The organism is Shimazuella sp. NTD250 (assembly GCF_059510375.1).
The window spans coordinates 135,551-153,044 of the sequence record NZ_JCAJZS010000001.1 but is presented as its reverse complement, the minus strand read 5'-3'; the positions used below and the strand labels follow the sequence as shown (position 1 = coordinate 153,044).

Here is a 17,494-nt window from a genome sequence, read left to right as displayed (position 1 = left end):
ATAATCAAGAACCATTGATCAAGGACATCGCTAATTCTGGTGTAAACTGTCCAGCTTGTGTACCTTTTCCAATCCCACAATCGCCATCGGATTCACCTGGACGTTTGATCCATAGATAAGCGTCTGCAAAAGAGCTGGATTGGATAGTTGGTTCTTTTCCTAAATTTCTGGCAGAAGGATTACACCATTCGCCATTTGATCCATTGCCATTGCGACTAGTATCTATAACGAGGTGGGCAGTGATGTTATATTTGTTTTTCAGTGTTTCTGTTAATTTTGTGCCATATTGTTCGACATCAGTCGTTTTATTGTAGTTAGAAACGTTTAGAGAAATACCTCTGGTATTTGCAACCCCTGCCTCTTTTAACCATCCTGCCATATCTTCAGGAGATTTCCATTTTCCATCCCCGCCATCGATATAAGTCCAAGCAGCAGGTGCATTTTGTTTTAAGACTTCTGTTGCGCCATTTAGCAAGGAAAATCTAGTTTGCCGATCTGTATTAGATAAACAGTCTAGGTGAATCAAAGCATCTGGCTCTAAAATGACAATAGCAGGGCGATTGCCAATACCTTTTGCGATCTTTTGAATCCACGCATTGTATTCTTCTGCTGACTTTGCTCCGCCTGCCGAGTATCCACCACAATCGCGCTGAGGAATATTGTATGCGACAATGATCGGAAGTTTCTTTTCCTTTGCTGCTTCACTGACATAGTTGTCTACTTCATCTGCATTCCACCCGCCAAACCATCTTGCAGTGGGAGTACTAGCTATTTTTTCCTTAATTTTTTTAGCACGCTCATCATTTGCGTTGTTTTTTACCCATTTGATAGCTTGGGAATCTGTTTCGGTATAAAGACCAATTGTGTTAAGAAATGGATTATTGGTATCATTGCTAATTGTTTCTGGATCATTGGTCTGAGTTTCTGATGAAGGTTGTGTATCAGACTCCTCTTTGGAAATTTCCTGTTTTTGGGATGGTGTATTTTCTACGGGAGTTTGTTCATGGTGCTGGTGGTATTGAGACAATTCAGAGATAAAGGATTCTAAGGAAATATTCCAATAAAAATTAGTGAGGAAAAGCAAGCCAATTAATGTTTTAACCAAGCATATATCCCCCTCATGATAAATTAATAGTTAGTTTGTTTCTAATAGTAAGATAATTACACAAGGTAATCAAATGAAATTTAGATGAATAAATGTTTTCTAGAAAGAGAGAGATTTAAGAAAATACAAAATCCCTTTCCAGAGAAACTACCTAGTAGAACAAGTCCAATTTTAAAGGTTATATCATGAATTTCTTTTTTTGCGATAATCGGCTGTTGGGGAAGAAATATAGAAGAGTATCCTTAAAAAACAAAAGACAGCACACCAGAAGGGGCTGTCTGAAAAAGCTTAGTTGTTATTTTCCTGTTTCATAATACGGTTGGTAACTTCATATGCAGAGGTGAATGAGAGCTCGGACAGTTGTCCTTCACCATGGCACCAATCTCCTGCGAAATAAGTATCTTTTAAACTATAAAACTGGACAGGCATGAGCTGCTGGTCATGAATGCTTTTGATTTCTTGTACGGTTGCTTTTTTGGAAAGTCGTTTTGCAACAAGAACATCTCTCCAACCAGCAAAGTGTTTATCATATACAGATTCGATAATCGCTACTTTTTCATCTGCTTTTCCTTCTTTGATTTCTTCCTCATTCAAATAAGCAATAGCTTGCATCAACTGTCCGCCTTCAGGAATACAAGTTTTATCATAATGGGAAATATCCGTAATAAATACACGTTCCCCTTTGTGATAAATATATGTGTATGGACTTGCTATTCGCTCGGATAAACCAACATCATATACTACAACTTGTGTAGGGAGATAATTTGTATAAGCGGTGAACAGAGATTCATATTTTGTTTCCCCAAATAATTTTCCAAGTTCTTTCGGTGGAATACAGAAAATAAATTCATCTGCTTCGTAAGTTTGTTCTTTTCCATGAATTGCTTTGATTTTACTACCTTCCACTTCTAATTTATCGATTTTTTCTTTTGTAACAATTTTTCCGCCATTTTTTTCAATGATACTTGCAAAAGATTCTACAATCGCTTGCCAACCTCCACCTATGTAGGCAACAGCTCGCTGGGTAGAGAAGAGTCTTTTGTAGTAGGCAAAAAATAAGGGGGAAGGAATATTTTCAGGTTCATTGGTAAAAAAGTTAGAAGAAGCAACTGTTAACAGTAATTCACGAATTTGCTCAGGTTGCTTTTTTAAGTAATCCCCGATTAGTACGCCATCTTCTCCGCGTTCAATTGCAGTCAATGTTTTTAAAATCTCAGCAGCAAATCGAAGTTTGTTATTTGCATCGAGCACTTCCGTTTTATACAGTCCTTCTAATGTTGCAGGCATCGGTGTGGTAAAAGTTCCCATGTCATAAAATGCTTTAGAAGGAGAGAAATCGCGCCAATCGACTTCCAATTTGATTTCTTTTTCAAACTTACGGAGGACAGATTTGTCTCGTGCATAGATGGCATGTGCCCCAAAATTAAAATTAAACCCTTTCATTGGGATGGACATTGCCCTTCCACCTAGTTTGGGCGCCTTTTCTAATAGTGTTACTTGGTATCCGTGGTATGCTAGTCTGGCTGCTGCAGAAAGTCCAGCTAAGCCGCCTCCAACCACGACAACAGATGAAGACATAAAAACACCCTTTACAAAATTCATTTTTCAAAAGTATCGTAGACATAGATAAATTCCCTTCTTCGTAGAAGAAAGGGTTTCATTGTGAAAAGCATATATTCATCCCCTACATTGTAACAAGTTCTTCTGTTTTTCGGTAGAGTGCAATCATATTCTTAATTTTCTTATAAAAAGGAAGTGCAACCAAAGATGAAACTGGTAAGTGCTTGTTTAATGGGCGTTCATTGCCGTTTTGACGGAAAGCATAGTTTGGATACAGAGGTACAAAAGTTAGTAAAAGAAGGTAAGGCGGTACCGGTTTGTCCAGAACAGATGGGAGGGTTATCTACTCCACGTCTACCAGCAGAGATCATAGGTGGTGACGGGGATGATGTTTTAGATGGAAAAGCCAAAGTGGTCAACGTTGAAGGAGAAGATGTTACGGATGCATTTATCCGTGGTGCAGAGGAAACATTACGTGTGGCAAAATCAGTCGGTGCTACAGAAGCCATCTTAAAAGAGCGCAGCCCTTCTTGTGGAAGCTGTGTTATTTATGATGGAACTTTCCAAGGGAAGAAACAAGCAGGAAATGGAGTTACGGCGGCGCTGTTGAAGAGAAACGGCATAAAAGTAGTTTCAGAGGAAGATTAGAGAAAAATGGAGTTTTAGATACAAAAAGACCGAGGCTGCTCCACTCGGTCTGATTTATTTTAAATACATGAGAAAAAAGGCAGTCCCACCAGTTATACCACTGCAATGACAATGCCTTATCAATCATTCATTTTTAGTTAGTTGCTAGTGGTTCTATCTTATCATCTTTTAGCAGTTTCTGATATTGCAGATACATCGCAATTCGCCATGGTACAAGCATTCCAAAAGCTAAGATGAAAAACAATGCCCCAGTTTGAGGGATACTTAGAAAATGCTCAATATACGAATGAAGCGCCAACCGAATGGTCAAAAGACCAACTAAGATATAGACAAAAGCAGGTGAACGCTTTAAGTACACTTGACCTTCCCGAAGTTCAAACTTGGACGTTTTGATGAGTGGAATAGAAAACAGAATTGATCCACACAAAAAAGCCAATCCAGCCCATGTCCATGAGATATGAGTGGGTGGGAAGAGAAACATAAGGAACCCAGTACTCATACCGAGCGGGGGGATGAGAATCTTTTTGGCGTTTGTCGGTTTTGATGCAGATCGAATTCGGATCATGATCATCGATAGTGCCATCATGATAAAGACAATAGTTGCGATTGTATGCAGATGCAAGGTAAGGAAATTCTCCATCTTTGACACCTCTTAATCTACACAGAAAGTGGTAAATCTTGTCCTTATTATATGAAAAAAGCGCGAAAGTATGAAAAAGCGACCCCATGAAGGGTCGTCCTTATAGCGCTTGTAACTTTTGTGTGAGACGAGATTTTTTACGAGCAGCTGCGTTTTTATGAATAAGTCCTTTTGTTACTGCTTTATCCAAAGTACGACTTGCTGTTTTCAAAAGACCAGTAGCTTGTTCTTTATCATTGTTTTCAATAGCAGTTAGAAAACGTTTTACAGCAGTACGCATAGTAGATTTTTGAGCAGAACGATGAAGACGTCTAGCTTCGTTTGTTTTAGCGCGTTTGATAGCAGATTTAATGTTAGCCAAGGGAAATTCACCTCCATAGTAATACTGTTGGTTCCGATAAAACAACATGCATCATTGTAACACTAACGTCTAGGAAAGTAAAGAATAATAGCGCGATAATAGTAAAAAATAGGGAAGAAAATATATCGGGAGTTGACCAAGATGAAAGAACATCAAATCGACCTGAGTCAGTACAATATCCGAACAGATTTAGCAATCGAAGCACATGATCTAGCCCGTGAACAACAGGATAGTCAAATACCTGGTGTCAAGATGAATGAGACCAATGCAGAAGGAATCCGAACCAGCTGGATATGGGTAGAAAATGATGAAGGAGCCCAGCGAATTGGCAAAGCACCAGGTACATACGTGACCATCGAAGTTCCTGCTCTGCGTTCCAAAGACTCTAATTTACAAGAGCGAGTAGCCGAACACTTTGCCAATCAATTTTCACAATTTCTTCAAGATGTTGGCATTGATGCAAATGCAAAAGTTCTCCTGGTAGGACTTGGAAACTGGAATGTAACCCCAGACTCTTTAGGACCACTTGTGATCAAACAATCGATGGTCACTAGACATCTATTTGTCTTAGCTCCAGAGCAAGTAGACGATGGCTACCGCTCAGTAGCAGCAGTTTCCCCTGGAGTGCTCGGTATTACCGGAATGGAAACAAGTGAGATCATCTACGGAATCGTTCAAGAATCCAAACCAGATGTCGTCATCGCCTTTGATTCCTTAGCATCCCGCGCATTGTCCCGCGTCAACACAACCATCCAAATAACCGATACCGGTATCAGCCCCGGTGCAGGAGTGGGCAACAAGCGTAAACAGTTGAATCAAGAAACACTCGGTGTACCTGTACTTGCAGTAGGAGTTCCAATAGTTATAATAATACGGGTATAACGGTTTCGAGTTTGTTACAGAAGATTGCTAGGACTTTTCCAAGTCCGATTAAGAAGCAGATAAACACCAAATTACATGGAGCCCATTAGAAAAAAATAATATAATGAAGGAACACAAAGGGCTTCTCTTATGGGGCAGGAGCAGAACATGCATGAGCTGAACGAGCGACTGATGGGTCTCAAGAACGAGGCGCGTGAGCTTTTCCAGCGTATCGAAAATGTTCGCCATCGAGATGAAGTGTTCGAACTCTGGTGCAGCTATCCTTTCCAGTTCGGAAGGTCTCGTAAGGAAAAGGACATCCAAAAGTGGGTCGCTGATGTTCGTTCGGACAAGGCTGTGATGGAAATCCTCACGGATGTGAAGGAACATCCGTTGCAGCGAATCAGTCGATTCCGAGGAATCGAGCGAGATTCGTATACCTGGACCGCAACGGATCTCCTTGAGGAGGGAAACCTCGATCAGGAGACACATCAAAAGGTGGAGCAGGTCACTCAGGGACCTGAATGGCTCCGTGAGAACTTGGACTGGATCGACGCCGAAAACGGCATGGAAGAGCTTGAACGGCGAATCCAAGCTTGGATCGAGGATGCGAAGAAGGTCCTCTCTGATGCGTGGACAAAGGCTCAGACGGTAGCTCTCGCACAGAAGTTCAACGTGCGTCGCTAGCTCTAGGAAGTCCGCTTTCCCACTTACGGGAAAATAGTACCCTCTGACATTATGGAATTGAATTCTCTCTTCTGTCAGAGGGTGCTGTGTTTTCAAAACTTAAATGTGTTGAAATTTCTTTTAACAGATTATTGTTCCGATAGTGGGGCATATAGAATCGATTTGCGTTTCGATCAAAAAATTTTAATTATCTGGCGGGCTTCCTGCACGACGATTTAAATGGTCAAAAGACATTTCTTCCTCACCTCCAGTGCCTGATAATTTTACACTGATTTCGTAAAAGATTGTTAAATAATCTTGATATTTTCTTTTGTCAATGCTCTTATAAGATTCCGCCAATTTTAATGCGGTATTTCTTTCTTGAGTCTGTAAACCATGTTTATGTGCTAATTGATATGCTTGTTTTAATGCTTGGATTCCTTCATCGTTGCGATTTTGTTGTAACCATAGTTCTGAGAGACCACTAAGAGCTTCAAATTGATAAAAGGCATCGTCAACATCTTCGCTCAATTTAACAGCATTTTGCAGATGTGATTCGGCTAAGGAGATATCACCGATTAGACTGTACAGTTTCCCAAATTCTATTTGGTTATATGCAGCAAAATAGATATCTTTGATTCTATCTTTCCATTCAGTTGCAGTTTCAAAGCATACTTTCGCCATTTCCAAATCTCCTAAATCCTTATAAATACTTCCTAACGTTGTCCACATTTCAAAAGATCGATCATAGCTTTTTTCTCGACGAGCGATATCAATCGCCTGTTTTGCCTTTTGGATCGCTTGATCATACATTTTTTCCCGAAAGAGCAGGTTTACTTCTGACTGATACATATTTAGTTTGGTTTCAGTATCCATTTCACCTTCGTACATGCGCATGTCTTCTATAACTCTTTTAGCCTCACTATTTCGCTTTAACTTCTCCAAATAAATGACTTTGCTCACAAGCAAAACATATTTGGTAGATTTTCGTTCTCCATTTGGATCAAAAGCTTGTAAACCATTTTCCACCGTATCAATGCTTCTTGATAATTGTTAGATCGAGAGTAGATGCGACTTAGTTCATAGTAACTAGCTGCTACTACATTGGTAGATAAAAGAGCAGGGAAGCGGTTACAGCCAGCAATCGCATCTTGAAAGTAAGAATAAGCTTTCGACCAATGTTCTTTTCCTCTACGAAAAAAGTATTTCCCTTTTAAATAGTGAATGATGGCTAATAATGGATCATCTTTTAACTCTGCTTCTATTTTCTTTAATTCTTTGTTTCCTTCTTGAAGATAGCCATAGTCGATGTGATTTTCGATGGAAGTTAGTTTTAATTGGATCATTTGCAGGAACTGATCTTTCTTTCCTGCTTCTTTTTTCAATAGTTGAGGGATATCTTCCCAAGCGATACCAATAGCTCCAAACAATCTTTTGATCGTTTGCTGACTGGCTCTTTTTCCCTTTGCTTTTTCTACGTTACTTACAGTCGAAGAAGAGACCCCAGCTTTTCTTGCTAATTGCTTTTGCGTAAGGTGGGATTTTTCTCGCAAACGGAGAAGTAAAGTACCCACTTCCAGGCGACTATATTGTTCAAAATCCATAAAATCTATCCTCCTCTATCGTACCAAAAATTTTTTTGTTTCAAATAGTCAGTGAAATGGTTTGAAACGTCATTTTTAAGTCAAATGAGACCGACATGTGAGTCGATTTTGGTGAAATTTTTTCGCTGATTCACCTAGATGAGTAAAATTTGACTTGGGAATAGGAACTGATTTGTCAATTTCTCAAAATTTGTAAATAAATTAATAATTTATTATAATTCTAAGCAGAGATGAGACACCTTAGATGGCAACGTTTTCAAGATTAATCATTCCTCTATGTAGAGGTCAAGATTTTTCAATTTCGTAGCTGTACTCAAATTCATGAAGGGATGCATTGCAAATGAATCGGCTATATTCATACAGAATGTCTTCCCCTTCACTTTTAAATCGTCCCCAAACTTGACGCTGCATTTCGACTACGGCTTGGTTACGGGCGATATTCAGGATGGCTGCTTCTTCCTCTGTTGGCATGCGACATGTAAGGCGTTCTTTTACAGTGGTAGGATAAAAGTTTTTTTCCTCTCGGAGCCATGTAAAGAATGGAACATAATTATCGTTCCATCGTTGAAGAGGATATAACTCTTGATCTCGTTCGCACAACTCTCGCAGCAGAGAAGCAAGGTAATAGCCTTCCATGATCCGATAGGGAACACGATCGACAATTTGAACGCGATAGCGTCGAAACACTTCTGTTTCAGCGGTGGTGTTTAATTTACCTGCAATCTGAGCCCCAGCAGGAATAATTTTGGATCGGTCTAAAAATCGAACGAAAACTTCTCTTCCTTGTTGTTGCAAAACTTGCATGTATGTATCGTTTTTTTGCAGTTCTTTACCTTCTATTTTAGGATGGCTTGTATCCCCTAAAATTTCTTTTGGGGTAGACGAGCGGACAAATGCACCTCCACGCGGGACAATTTCAATCAGATTTTCTGATTGCAGGCGAAGAAGTGCGGCTCGAACAGTGGAGCGGCTGATATCTAAATCCTTTGCTAAATCTCGTTCAGAAGGTAAACGGTATCCAGCATAGTAAATTCCTTGGTTAATTTTATCCATGATCAGCTTTACCACTTCATCTATTTTGGAGCGAGTATTCATCGCTGTGGTTCCCCTTCCTATTATCGAATAAAGACTCTTTCTTGATCTGCAAAATAGTCTTGAATGCGAATCTGTTGAGCAGGATGTAAGTTTAATGTTTCTAATTCATCTTTTGTAAAAAACGTGACTTGTGTTGATTCCGAACTAACCGCTATTTCTCCACCTAAGATTTTGCAATGAAAACAAATCGAAAATTGCTGGCGAATCTCACCATCAGAGAATGCGATAATATGATGGGGGTCTGTGTAAAGGCCAATGCACTTTAATATCTCTACATCGAATCCGGTCTCTTCTTTAACTTCACGGATGATTGTTTCTTCGATGGATTCACCTAAGTCCATGGCTCCGCCAGGTAATGACCACAGGTGATTGTCACTTCTTTTGTGCAACAAAATTCTGTGCAGTGAGTCCTCTACAATTGCTGAAGCAGCGGGGACTAATGAATTGGCTTTAGGGGCATCAGATTGATGATAGTAATCTTTTCTAGCCAAGAGGCATCTTCCTTTATGATTTTCTGATTACTATGATTATACTGTAAATATTTTGGTTTGTCATTAGAGATACAGTGGTAGGTACCATACTTTGAAGGAAGAGGGGCTAGTCATAAGCTCCAAATTTATTAGTTACCGTTCATGACTATGAAAAATTCAATAAGTCTAGATTGGATTCTGGAAAACCGAACAGTTCCAGTAGAAGTTACAAATGTGCTTCAAGAGTTAGCAGACAGACACCAGTATACTGCGGATGTTATGCATCAGCATAAAAAGGAACTGGTAACAGAACTCCATCAATGGGCAAAGGGTATATCGCAAAATTTTTGTTTCCAAATGGCATGGAGGATGATGAAAGATGGATTCATGCTTTGATTCGTATGGAAATCAGGAGATTAAGTAAGCTCTAAATATAAACAGAGGTGATAGGAAATGGCATTAAGGTTAATCGTAGAAGGCTGTAGAGATAAAGTGAGGGGTTTTGTAGAGTTTTTAAAAATAAGTCATCAATGGCGTTTTTACAATCGTTCTCGGTTTTCTATCGGAGGAGATGAACTTCGAATAGACTATTTTTTTGATGAAAATCCATACATCAAACCGACGATAACAACTCGACAAGTAAGTAAATTGTCTATTACTAGTGAGGACGGAAAAGAAATCGAGCTCACTTTATTAGATGCTGAAATGGTAGAGATGGGAGATGGTTTGGTTTATATACATGGGAGAAATTACGATATTTTCGCTGATTAAGATACAATATCATTTTTAGCCTCATATAAGAACTTCTATGTTAATTGCTATAAAAGGAAAAGAGGTGACCCCGACTGTCTTCAGCCGGGGTCATTTTACTCTGGTGACATTATTGTTTTCTATTTGACACCAGAACTACTTCACTCTATACAGAAGTGAAGGTAGCAGCTAGTTCTATCCCATTAGAACATGAAGGATCATGCCAAGCGTGGGCCAGTCCACAAGTTCCTGTTCCCGGATTTCACGCAGGGTCGGAATCTCTACGTATGTCCGCTCCGTGTCCTCCAGAACACCTTGTGGAATTCCTTGCTTCTGACGCAGATACTCCATTTCGTCGTCGGTCAGTTCGGCGCCGAAGACGTGGGCTCGGTGAGCCGACATCGTTGCGGCGACCTGTCGGGAACCATACATCACAAACCGATCAGCCGGAAGGTCCAGACTTGTCTCTTCCCGACACTCTTCTGAAGCGAGCGCACGAGGATTGGGGACATGCTTGAAGCTGGAACCGCCGGGAACTTCCCAGACGTATCCTGAAGCATTGGAGACCGGAGTGCGAAATTCCCTGATGAGTACTACGCGGCTGTCATCCAGACACTCGGCACGCTGATAGAGGACAATGGTGGCAATGTCTGGACGAGACAGCACTACCTCATTGGTCTTTGAACGGCCTTCGGCAGTAATGTAGACCTCCGCATGCAAGGCCCAGAAGAACACCAACCGACGATCCTTGCCGACCCGGAAGGTCCAGACGACTCGTGCATGCTCCAGTACGTTACCTGCAGCACGCTGTGCCTGATACCACTCTTGGAAACGGGAAGTGCGCCAAACAAACAGAGGAATTTCCCTTTCTCCATCCGTTCGCCATGCACCTTCTCCCATCAACTCCAGCGCATTGGCAACCGTCTGTTCCAGAGTAGTTGCTTCAGGTACATGGAGCTTCCTTGCATAAAGCCTAGGATAACGAGTGCCGAATGCATCTTCCGGCGCTCCGAACACGATTTTGCCACTGTCCTTCCACTTGCCCCATTCATCATTGGTCGTCAGGCCAGGCATGGTTTCCATGTCGCGCGGAACCCAAGCGAGAATTACATCAGCGAGGTGGAGGCAGCGCTCCTGCCATTCGATCAGGTCGAAGTATTCCTGATCGGTGTTGATCTTCTTACCATCTTGACCAGGACGAATCTCAGGTACGAAGACAACCCCATCGTAACCTGCTGTTTCAAGCAGATAGAGGGCATGCGGACGCCACGACTGGATTTCAGGATTCTTTGGCGTAGGCCCTACCAGATAGATGGACTTCTTGTACCTCTTTGGTGGTTCTTCGCACGCGTACACAACGGTGATGTTTGACATAATCCCTCCTGGGATTAAATTGAACGGATGCTAACTAAGTTATTATACTATTTATTCTATGAATTATGAAAAATTTATTTTGAGGATGAATGACATAAATAGTTGAAAAATAAAAATAGAAGTAAAGTTGTTCAATTTATTTGCTATAAAAAAAGATACTCTATTGTAAAATAAAATCACCCAAATGGTTGGGTGCGATTAAGTTTAAGAAAGTAGATAACCCATAGAACTAGAAGTATAATGGTTTCATAATATATAGAAGAGGTAATTTTGTGATGAATCGATTCAAGCAAATGGATGATTAAAGTTGCTTTTAGATCAAAACCGTCCGTTTCCTAAACATGTAGTTAAAAACTTGCATGATCATCTTGTTGTGGAGTGGACGTATCATTCGAATTCAATCGAGGGGAATACTTTAACACTATCAGAAACAAAAGTCGTGTTAGAGGATGGTATCACGATTGGTGGAAAATCAGTTAAAGAACATCTTGAGGCATTGAATCATAGAGAAGCTATATTTTTACTAGAAGATATCGTGAAAAGAAATGAGTCGTTTTCAGAAAGAGTAATCAAAGATTTACATGCCATTATTCTCAGAGGGATTGATAATGAAAATGCTGGCGGTTATCGAAAAACTAACGTTCTAATTAGTGGAACAGAGCATATTCCGCCTGATTACTTAATAGTTGAAGAGCAAATGAGGAATCTCATTTCATGGTATAGGGCAGAAGCACAACAGTTTCATCCAGTAAAAAGAGCAGCGATGCTGCATAGTTTGTTTGTGAAAATTCATCCGTTTATTGATGGAAATGGTAGAACTGCAAGGCTATTAATGAATTTGAAACTGTTAAAAATAGGATTTGTTCCCATAGTGATAAAGAAAGAACAACGTTTACACTATTATCAAGCATTGGATCGTTCTCATGTTGCTTCTGACTTTGATGATTTTATTCAGATGTTAGCCGAATTGGAGCAAGAGAGACTCGAATTTTATCTGCGATTTTTATAGTTTCGGGCAGGGGATTTAATTGTAAATGGATCATTTCTTGTGAGTGGAAGAAGGCTGATGCTTAGCATCAGCCTTTATCTAACTTCATATAATTTGTTTGGATTCATGATTAATAGTTATAAACGACTGCTTTTGCATCACAATGATCTCTATTATATGGGCGTTTATCGTAGCAGTATAGACGAAGTTGATAAGTTCCGGATAGACCAGACACGGAGTATGTTTGTTTTCCTTTGTTATTTTTCGTTTTTTCTATAATTTTTTCCTTTGTTTTTACATCTGTTACATGAAAGGCAATTTTGGAATCATTGTTATTTGTAATTTCTATTCGAAGCTTATGATGGGAATTGGCAGCTATTTTGGGTGTCCAGTGATCAGACCGCTGATCTTTGATGTAAGTAGAAACACTTGTGTCTTTGCCTGCAGCAAAGGAATGGGATTGTACGGAAAAAAGAAAGGTGAGTGCTAAGATGAAAGCTAATGAAGGCATCCAAATTTTTCTCATGAGTTTTTCTTTGTCTCCTCTTCAAAAGTTTATTTATTAACATAATACCTAATGTTTTGTATAATTTAACCTTAATTAGATGTTTACTTGTGACATTTTCAGTAAGAAATCCATTTTATAGAGATTTTTTCTATACATATGAAATTCCTCTTGAAGAACAAATATAGCTAAAAGCCATTTCTCTTATATTTTTCATGTTTGTTCCCATGCAGATTGAATGGTAATCAATAAAATAGTGAAGAATGGGACACATAAGAAGGAATGGAGTGAAGAACATTGATCGATATCGTAGGGCAAATCATGTTGTATGTCAATAATCAGGAGGAAGCACTGAAGTTTTGGACAGAAAAAATTGGATTTTCTCTCATTTCTGAGCACGATAATGGGCAAGGGATGAAGTGGTATGTCATTGCCCCAACGAATAATGCTCAAACCAGCATTGTTCTACATAATAAGGAATTGGTCGCAAAGATGTCTCCTGAAGTGAGTCTCGAAACACCTTCCTTATTGTTTTTCTCGAAAAATCTCGATTCCTTATATAAAGAATTTCAAAGTAAAAACATAACAATTGGAGAAATGATGCAAATGCCTGAAGGAAGAGTATTTAACTTTGCTGATAATGAGGGGAACTATTTTGCTGTGGTAGAGAAAAAATAAGTTAAACGAACACATTAGATAGATCAGTGTAACGAAGGCCTTATTTGGAAGGTGAAAAATGAGATAGGAATGTAAGGCAGCGCTCTGTACTATCAGAGCGCTGCCTGCTTAATTAAAATGGGATGTATTCAAATCACAATAGTTCGATATAGCCTTCAGTTCCATTTATTCGAATACGTTGCCTGTCCTTTATCAGTTTGCTAGCATTTTCGACTCCAACAATTGCTGGTAAACCATATTCACGTGCGATGACCGCTCCATGTGTCATGAGTCCACCAACTTCGGTGACTAGCCCTTTTATGGATACAAACAAAGGGGTCCAGCTAGGATCGGTAAAGGTAGTGACTAAGATATCTCCTTCTTCTAAATTTGCATCTTCCATCTTTAAAATGACACGTGCTCTGCCCTCTATCACCCCGGAAGAAACAGGTTGACCGACAATAGCTTCGCCTGGGAGATTTTCTCGTTTATATTGACCTGCAATGATTTCACCATCAGATGTGATAACCCGTGGAGGTGTTAGCTTTTCATATAATTTGTACTCGTCTTTTCTTTTGTTGATGATCTGATAATCCAATCTATTTGTTTGTACAACTTCGCGAAATTCCTCCAACGTAAGATAGTATATGTCTTCTTTTTCTTGCATAACCTTGGCTTCTACAAGCTTTTTGGCTTCTTTGATTAAGGCCTGTTTATAAATGAAGTAGCGATTTATCATTCCGTATTTTGGATACTCCCGATAACCGATGAAATTACGCATCAGGCTGATCATTTGTTTTGTCTTTTCGGCTTTTTGTTTGCCATCTGGTAACTGCTTTAATCGATCTAATAACTCTTGTTTTTTTTCCGACGCTTTCTGTCGCCCTTGCTCAAATTTTCGCTTGCTTGCATTCGACTCAAAGTTTTTGATGTTACTGAGAATCATCGGGATGAGTATCGTTGGTTTTTCACTCCAGCGAATTTGAGTAATGTCAATCTCTCCTGGACATCGCATGCCATATTTGGTGAGAAACGTATTGATTGCGTTTTGGGCTTCTATTCCACCATGAAACTTAATTATTTCATTTAGGAAGTTATCATCTTTTACATGCTGCAAATAATGGATTACATCTGGGTAAGGACGAATCACATCGGCAACATCCATTAGCGCCAAACCCATCTCCGATGTAATATTGTTTGAAACAGATAGAGAAAGCGTATCTGCTACGTTTTTTTCACCCAACCATTTCTGCATTTTTTTATTGATCCAGACTGAAGCATTCATAGCAACCATAATCGTATGAGAACTTTGTGGATCAAATAAGATCTTCTTTAATTGTTGAAAATCTTTTAGAATGAAATCAAATACGTCCAATCCTGATTTTGTTTGGATGTTTTGTTTTAACTCTTCTATCGATGCTTCATTACGTTTGATTAAATCAAGAACGATGGTTGGATTGATCTCGATATTTTGTGCCAGAGAATTCTCAAATACATCTTCATTGCTTTCAATGAGCCGAGGCATTTCTATACCATCAGGTATAGATTTTATAAAATTTTCTCGCTCTATGAGACTTATAAATGCGTCTCTGATGAGCGGATCAGATTGTTCCATTGCATCAAAAAAATTTTTTCTACTGACAGGTGACGCCAGAATATCGGTGTTATCCATATACAACCTTCCGCCTGCGTGCAGCAAAGAATGTTTATGGTTTTTTTTAAAAAAGGACATGCCTAGTGGCTTAATTGGTTCTGTCATCATCTGTACGTGACCAACAGATAGATAAACCCGATTCCCATTCCCCCGATCATCTGAATCAGGCACAGGATATAAAGTCGTGATGGGACGACTCTGGACGATATAAAATATCTCGTCTGCTAAACACCATTCGATATCTTGCGGGCAGCTAAAATAGGCTTCGATCTCTCTGCCTATGTGTGCGAGTTGTAAAATTTGTTGGTCACTAAGTGTTTGCGTCTTTTGTTGATCAGAATCGATCTGTTTTGTCTCTGTTCCGCCTTTTTTTCGTCCATAGATAGCCAATTTTTTGGTTGCTATCATCTTATTGACGATTTTCTCTTCTTGCACCTTATAGCAATCCGCAGATACCAAGCCGGAGACAAGGGCCTCTCCTAAACCAAAGCCAGCATCGATCGATAGAACCTTTCGATTGGAAGTAATCGGATCAGCAGTAAATACAATTCCGGAAGCCTGTGGGAAAATCATCCGCTGAATGATAACGGATAAGTAAACTTGGCTGTGGTTAAATCCGTTTTGGATACGATAAATTACTGCGCGATCCGTGAAAAGAGAAGCCCAGCATTTACTGATATGTTGCAATATTGCATCTTTCCCAATGATATTTAAATAGGTGTCCTGTTGACCGGCAAAAGAAGCATGAGGTAAATCTTCAGCAGTTGCGCTGGAACGAACAGCGTAAGCGTGTTCCTCGCCAAATTGGGAGAGATAGTGAGCAACAGCTTTCACCACATTGGAAGGAATTACTACTTCCATAATGGTTTTTCGAATCTTCCTGCTGATTTCACCAATTTGATCTCGATCCTTTGCTTTTAGCAGTGCTAGTTGATTCAACAATATGTGGAACACTTCGTTTTGTTTGAGGGCTTTTTGATAAGCTTCTGTTGTAACACAAAATCCATTTGGCACTTGTATCCCTTGAATTTTTGATAATTCCCCTAAATTTAACCCTTTTCCGCCGACAAGCATAAGCTGTGTTTTTTTCATTTCCTGAAAATCGAGAACCAAAGAACTCAATCTATCTCCTCCTAACATTTCTTTTGGTTTCATTGATATATTTTGAAAATAGTGCTTATGGTATCCTCTTTTTCTACGCACCGAAGAGTTGATTACAATATATGTATATATTCTAGAACTTAGCTCTAAGAATAAACAGTCTATATCTTATCTTATTTATATTTTATAATTAAAGTGGGAGAGACGTATTTCATTTTCTAGGTTCTTATTGTTTTGTTTAGGGAGAAAACAACTACCCATAAATCTCGGATATATAAAAAGACTTATGAATCATTATTTCATAAGTCTATTTACCAATTAAAAATATAAATGGAAAAATAAGGGCGTATCTCATGCGGAATCTCATGCTTAAAAAACCCTTATATATCAACGTTTTCCGAATATAGGTTACAAAACTATACTTTTGTAACCTTATATAACCTTTCAAAAGAGAGAGTTTAAGATATATAGATGCGGTTCCATAGATAATCAGTACAAATGTTCTCTGGAGTATTTAAGAGCTTGTGTTCAAATTTATTTTTGTGGCGAAAACACCCGTGAATTCATTCGAGGGATGAATTTTAATGAAGTGGTCTCAAATAGAAAAAGATAATCAAGGGGATTATAAGCCCCTCTTTTTTGTTTATTCTAAGAATGATAAATAAAACAAATAAAAAGGGGTATTCAGTGACTATAAAAAAACGCCTATATATTCTTATGTCAATAAATATATTATTAACGGCTCTAGCGAGTTATCTCATCTACACTCTAGCATTCCATTACTATTTTGATTTTCAAGCTGATTTAACCACCTTAGAACAATGGATGGAAATCTTTTATTTATTCATTTTTTCATTGGGGCCTGTCTTATTGTTTTCCTATACTACTCCATTTCCCATATTAAGAACGAAAACAACTGCAAAAACAGGTAAGCAGAGTTTTCTTACTTATTTAGGTTTGTTTGGGATACAAACAGTTCTTTCTTTCGGGTTAGAGTTTACAATTTATCTAGGTCATACCAGAGTTGGGATAACCCATGGTGTAACGAATATTTATTGGGAAGATGATTTTTTGGTATTTTATTTCATTTTTGAATGCATCAAGTTTACGTTTTTCACAATTGGCAATGCGATCTATTTTTTTGTAGAAGAGAGATTTTTTCAGTGTCTTAATTTCCTAAAGAAATAAGAGATCAATAAGTTCTATGTTGTTCAGATGAATAATAAGGGGTTATTAGAAAAAAATACTTTGTAAAAATAAAAAGGATGTTGTTTAAAATGTCCGATTACAAAGTCAAAGTAGTTGTAACAAACAATAAACTCGATACTATAGATATTGAAAATAAAATCACTGACTTTCAGCGTGTTTTCGCTGAAGTTGCTTCACGCTATTATAGTGATAAATTTAAAAAAAGGGACAAACGGACAAAATTAGAATAGAGGCTAGATAAGCCTC

At 38.8% G+C, this 17,494-nt stretch carries 20 protein-coding genes; 9 read left to right on the top strand and 11 right to left on the bottom strand.

Going from position 1 to position 17,494, the window contains the following annotated elements:
* Nucleotides 1-4 precede the first annotated feature (4 nt).
* Together AC5WOF_RS00830 and AC5WOF_RS00825 are read right to left on the bottom strand one after the other, a co-directional pair.
* Nucleotides 5-1,105 carry a glycoside hydrolase family 6 protein gene (locus AC5WOF_RS00830; RefSeq protein ID WP_496048057.1) on the bottom strand — a complete coding sequence of 367 codons (1,101 nt, stop codon included), beginning with the start codon at nt 1,103-1,105 and terminating at the stop codon, nt 5-7.
* A gap of 288 nt (nt 1,106-1,393) precedes the next feature.
* Complete coding sequence (locus tag AC5WOF_RS00825; protein ID WP_496048056.1) at nt 1,394-2,683, bottom strand: phytoene desaturase family protein; 1,290 nt, start codon at nt 2,681-2,683, stop codon at nt 1,394-1,396.
* 189 nt (nt 2,684-2,872) lie between these two features.
* On the opposite strand from AC5WOF_RS00825, the gene AC5WOF_RS00820 reads away from it, so the two are divergent.
* Entirely contained in the window at nt 2,873-3,313 is a 441-nt protein-coding gene (locus AC5WOF_RS00820) for a 2-thiouracil desulfurase family protein (protein WP_496048055.1), read from the top strand.
* Between the two features lie 133 nt (nt 3,314-3,446).
* On the opposite strand, the gene AC5WOF_RS00815 is transcribed toward AC5WOF_RS00820, so the two are convergent.
* Nucleotides 3,447-3,953 carry a CcdC family protein gene (locus AC5WOF_RS00815; RefSeq protein ID WP_496048054.1) on the bottom strand — a complete coding sequence of 169 codons (507 nt, stop codon included), beginning with the start codon at nt 3,951-3,953 and terminating at the stop codon, nt 3,447-3,449.
* A gap of 100 nt (nt 3,954-4,053) precedes the next feature.
* Nucleotides 4,054-4,314: a 30S ribosomal protein S20 gene (gene rpsT / locus AC5WOF_RS00810; RefSeq protein WP_496048053.1), complete on the bottom strand. Its 261-nt coding sequence runs from the start codon at nt 4,312-4,314 to the stop codon at nt 4,054-4,056.
* A 141-nt stretch (nt 4,315-4,455) separates the two neighbouring features.
* Here rpsT and gpr point away from each other — a divergent pair, with 141 nt between their 5' ends.
* Complete coding sequence (gpr, locus tag AC5WOF_RS00805; RefSeq protein ID WP_496048052.1) at nt 4,456-5,196, top strand: GPR endopeptidase; 741 nt, start codon at nt 4,456-4,458, stop codon at nt 5,194-5,196.
* A 129-nt stretch (nt 5,197-5,325) separates the two neighbouring features.
* On the top strand, nt 5,326-5,862 hold the full coding sequence (locus AC5WOF_RS00800) for a hypothetical protein (RefSeq protein ID WP_496048051.1): 537 nt from the start codon (nt 5,326-5,328) through the stop codon (nt 5,860-5,862).
* A 183-nt stretch (nt 5,863-6,045) separates the two neighbouring features.
* Here AC5WOF_RS00800 and AC5WOF_RS00795 read toward each other — a convergent pair whose 3' ends face one another.
* From AC5WOF_RS00795 to AC5WOF_RS00780, 4 genes are all read right to left on the bottom strand, one after another.
* Nucleotides 6,046-6,870 carry a hypothetical protein gene (locus AC5WOF_RS00795; RefSeq protein ID WP_496048050.1) on the bottom strand — a complete coding sequence of 275 codons (825 nt, stop codon included), beginning with the start codon at nt 6,868-6,870 and terminating at the stop codon, nt 6,046-6,048.
* On the bottom strand, nt 6,801-7,445 hold the full coding sequence (locus tag AC5WOF_RS00790; RefSeq protein WP_496048049.1) for a helix-turn-helix domain-containing protein: 645 nt from the start codon (nt 7,443-7,445) through the stop codon (nt 6,801-6,803). The genes AC5WOF_RS00795 and AC5WOF_RS00790 overlap by 70 nt, the downstream gene beginning before the upstream one ends.
* 285 nt (nt 7,446-7,730) lie before the next feature.
* The gene (locus AC5WOF_RS00785; protein ID WP_496048048.1) at nt 7,731-8,540 is read right to left on the bottom strand and encodes a GntR family transcriptional regulator; all 810 of its coding nucleotides are present in this window, start codon (nt 8,538-8,540) and stop codon (nt 7,731-7,733) included.
* A gap of 20 nt (nt 8,541-8,560) precedes the next feature.
* The gene (locus AC5WOF_RS00780) at nt 8,561-9,031 is read right to left on the bottom strand and encodes an NUDIX domain-containing protein (RefSeq protein ID WP_496048047.1); all 471 of its coding nucleotides are present in this window, start codon (nt 9,029-9,031) and stop codon (nt 8,561-8,563) included.
* Nucleotides 9,032-9,172: 141 nt separating this feature from the next.
* Here AC5WOF_RS00780 and AC5WOF_RS00775 point away from each other — a divergent pair, with 141 nt between their 5' ends.
* Together AC5WOF_RS00775 and AC5WOF_RS00770 are read left to right on the top strand one after the other, a co-directional pair.
* Complete coding sequence (locus tag AC5WOF_RS00775) at nt 9,173-9,406, top strand: hypothetical protein (RefSeq protein ID WP_496048046.1); 234 nt, start codon at nt 9,173-9,175, stop codon at nt 9,404-9,406.
* A 57-nt stretch (nt 9,407-9,463) separates the two neighbouring features.
* Nucleotides 9,464-9,781 (top strand): hypothetical protein, encoded by a 318-nt coding sequence (locus AC5WOF_RS00770; protein ID WP_496048045.1) that lies wholly within the window; start codon nt 9,464-9,466, stop codon nt 9,779-9,781.
* A 174-nt stretch (nt 9,782-9,955) separates the two neighbouring features.
* Here AC5WOF_RS00770 and AC5WOF_RS00765 read toward each other — a convergent pair whose 3' ends face one another.
* Complete coding sequence (locus tag AC5WOF_RS00765; RefSeq protein WP_496048044.1) at nt 9,956-11,134, bottom strand: nucleoside 2-deoxyribosyltransferase domain-containing protein; 1,179 nt, start codon at nt 11,132-11,134, stop codon at nt 9,956-9,958.
* A 307-nt stretch (nt 11,135-11,441) separates the two neighbouring features.
* On the opposite strand from AC5WOF_RS00765, the gene AC5WOF_RS00760 reads away from it, so the two are divergent.
* Nucleotides 11,442-12,143, top strand: a complete 702-nt coding sequence (locus AC5WOF_RS00760) for a Fic family protein (protein WP_496048043.1) — start codon at nt 11,442-11,444, stop codon at nt 12,141-12,143.
* A 109-nt stretch (nt 12,144-12,252) separates the two neighbouring features.
* Here AC5WOF_RS00760 and AC5WOF_RS00755 read toward each other — a convergent pair whose 3' ends face one another.
* Nucleotides 12,253-12,648 (bottom strand): hypothetical protein, encoded by a 396-nt coding sequence (locus tag AC5WOF_RS00755; protein WP_496048042.1) that lies wholly within the window; start codon nt 12,646-12,648, stop codon nt 12,253-12,255.
* A gap of 276 nt (nt 12,649-12,924) precedes the next feature.
* On the opposite strand from AC5WOF_RS00755, the gene AC5WOF_RS00750 reads away from it, so the two are divergent.
* Nucleotides 12,925-13,305, top strand: a complete 381-nt coding sequence (locus tag AC5WOF_RS00750) for a VOC family protein (protein ID WP_496048041.1) — start codon at nt 12,925-12,927, stop codon at nt 13,303-13,305.
* Nucleotides 13,306-13,438: 133 nt separating this feature from the next.
* On the opposite strand, the gene ppsA is transcribed toward AC5WOF_RS00750, so the two are convergent.
* Entirely contained in the window at nt 13,439-16,060 is a 2,622-nt protein-coding gene (gene ppsA / locus AC5WOF_RS00745; protein ID WP_496048040.1) for a phosphoenolpyruvate synthase, read from the bottom strand.
* A gap of 666 nt (nt 16,061-16,726) precedes the next feature.
* Between ppsA and AC5WOF_RS00740 the strand changes: the two genes are divergently transcribed.
* Nucleotides 16,727-17,227, top strand: coding sequence for a hypothetical protein (locus AC5WOF_RS00740; protein ID WP_496048039.1), 501 nt, complete (start codon nt 16,727-16,729; stop codon nt 17,225-17,227).
* An 89-nt stretch (nt 17,228-17,316) separates the two neighbouring features.
* Nucleotides 17,317-17,478: a hypothetical protein gene (locus AC5WOF_RS00735; protein ID WP_496048038.1), complete on the top strand. Its 162-nt coding sequence runs from the start codon at nt 17,317-17,319 to the stop codon at nt 17,476-17,478.
* Nucleotides 17,479-17,494: the final 16 nt, after the last annotated feature.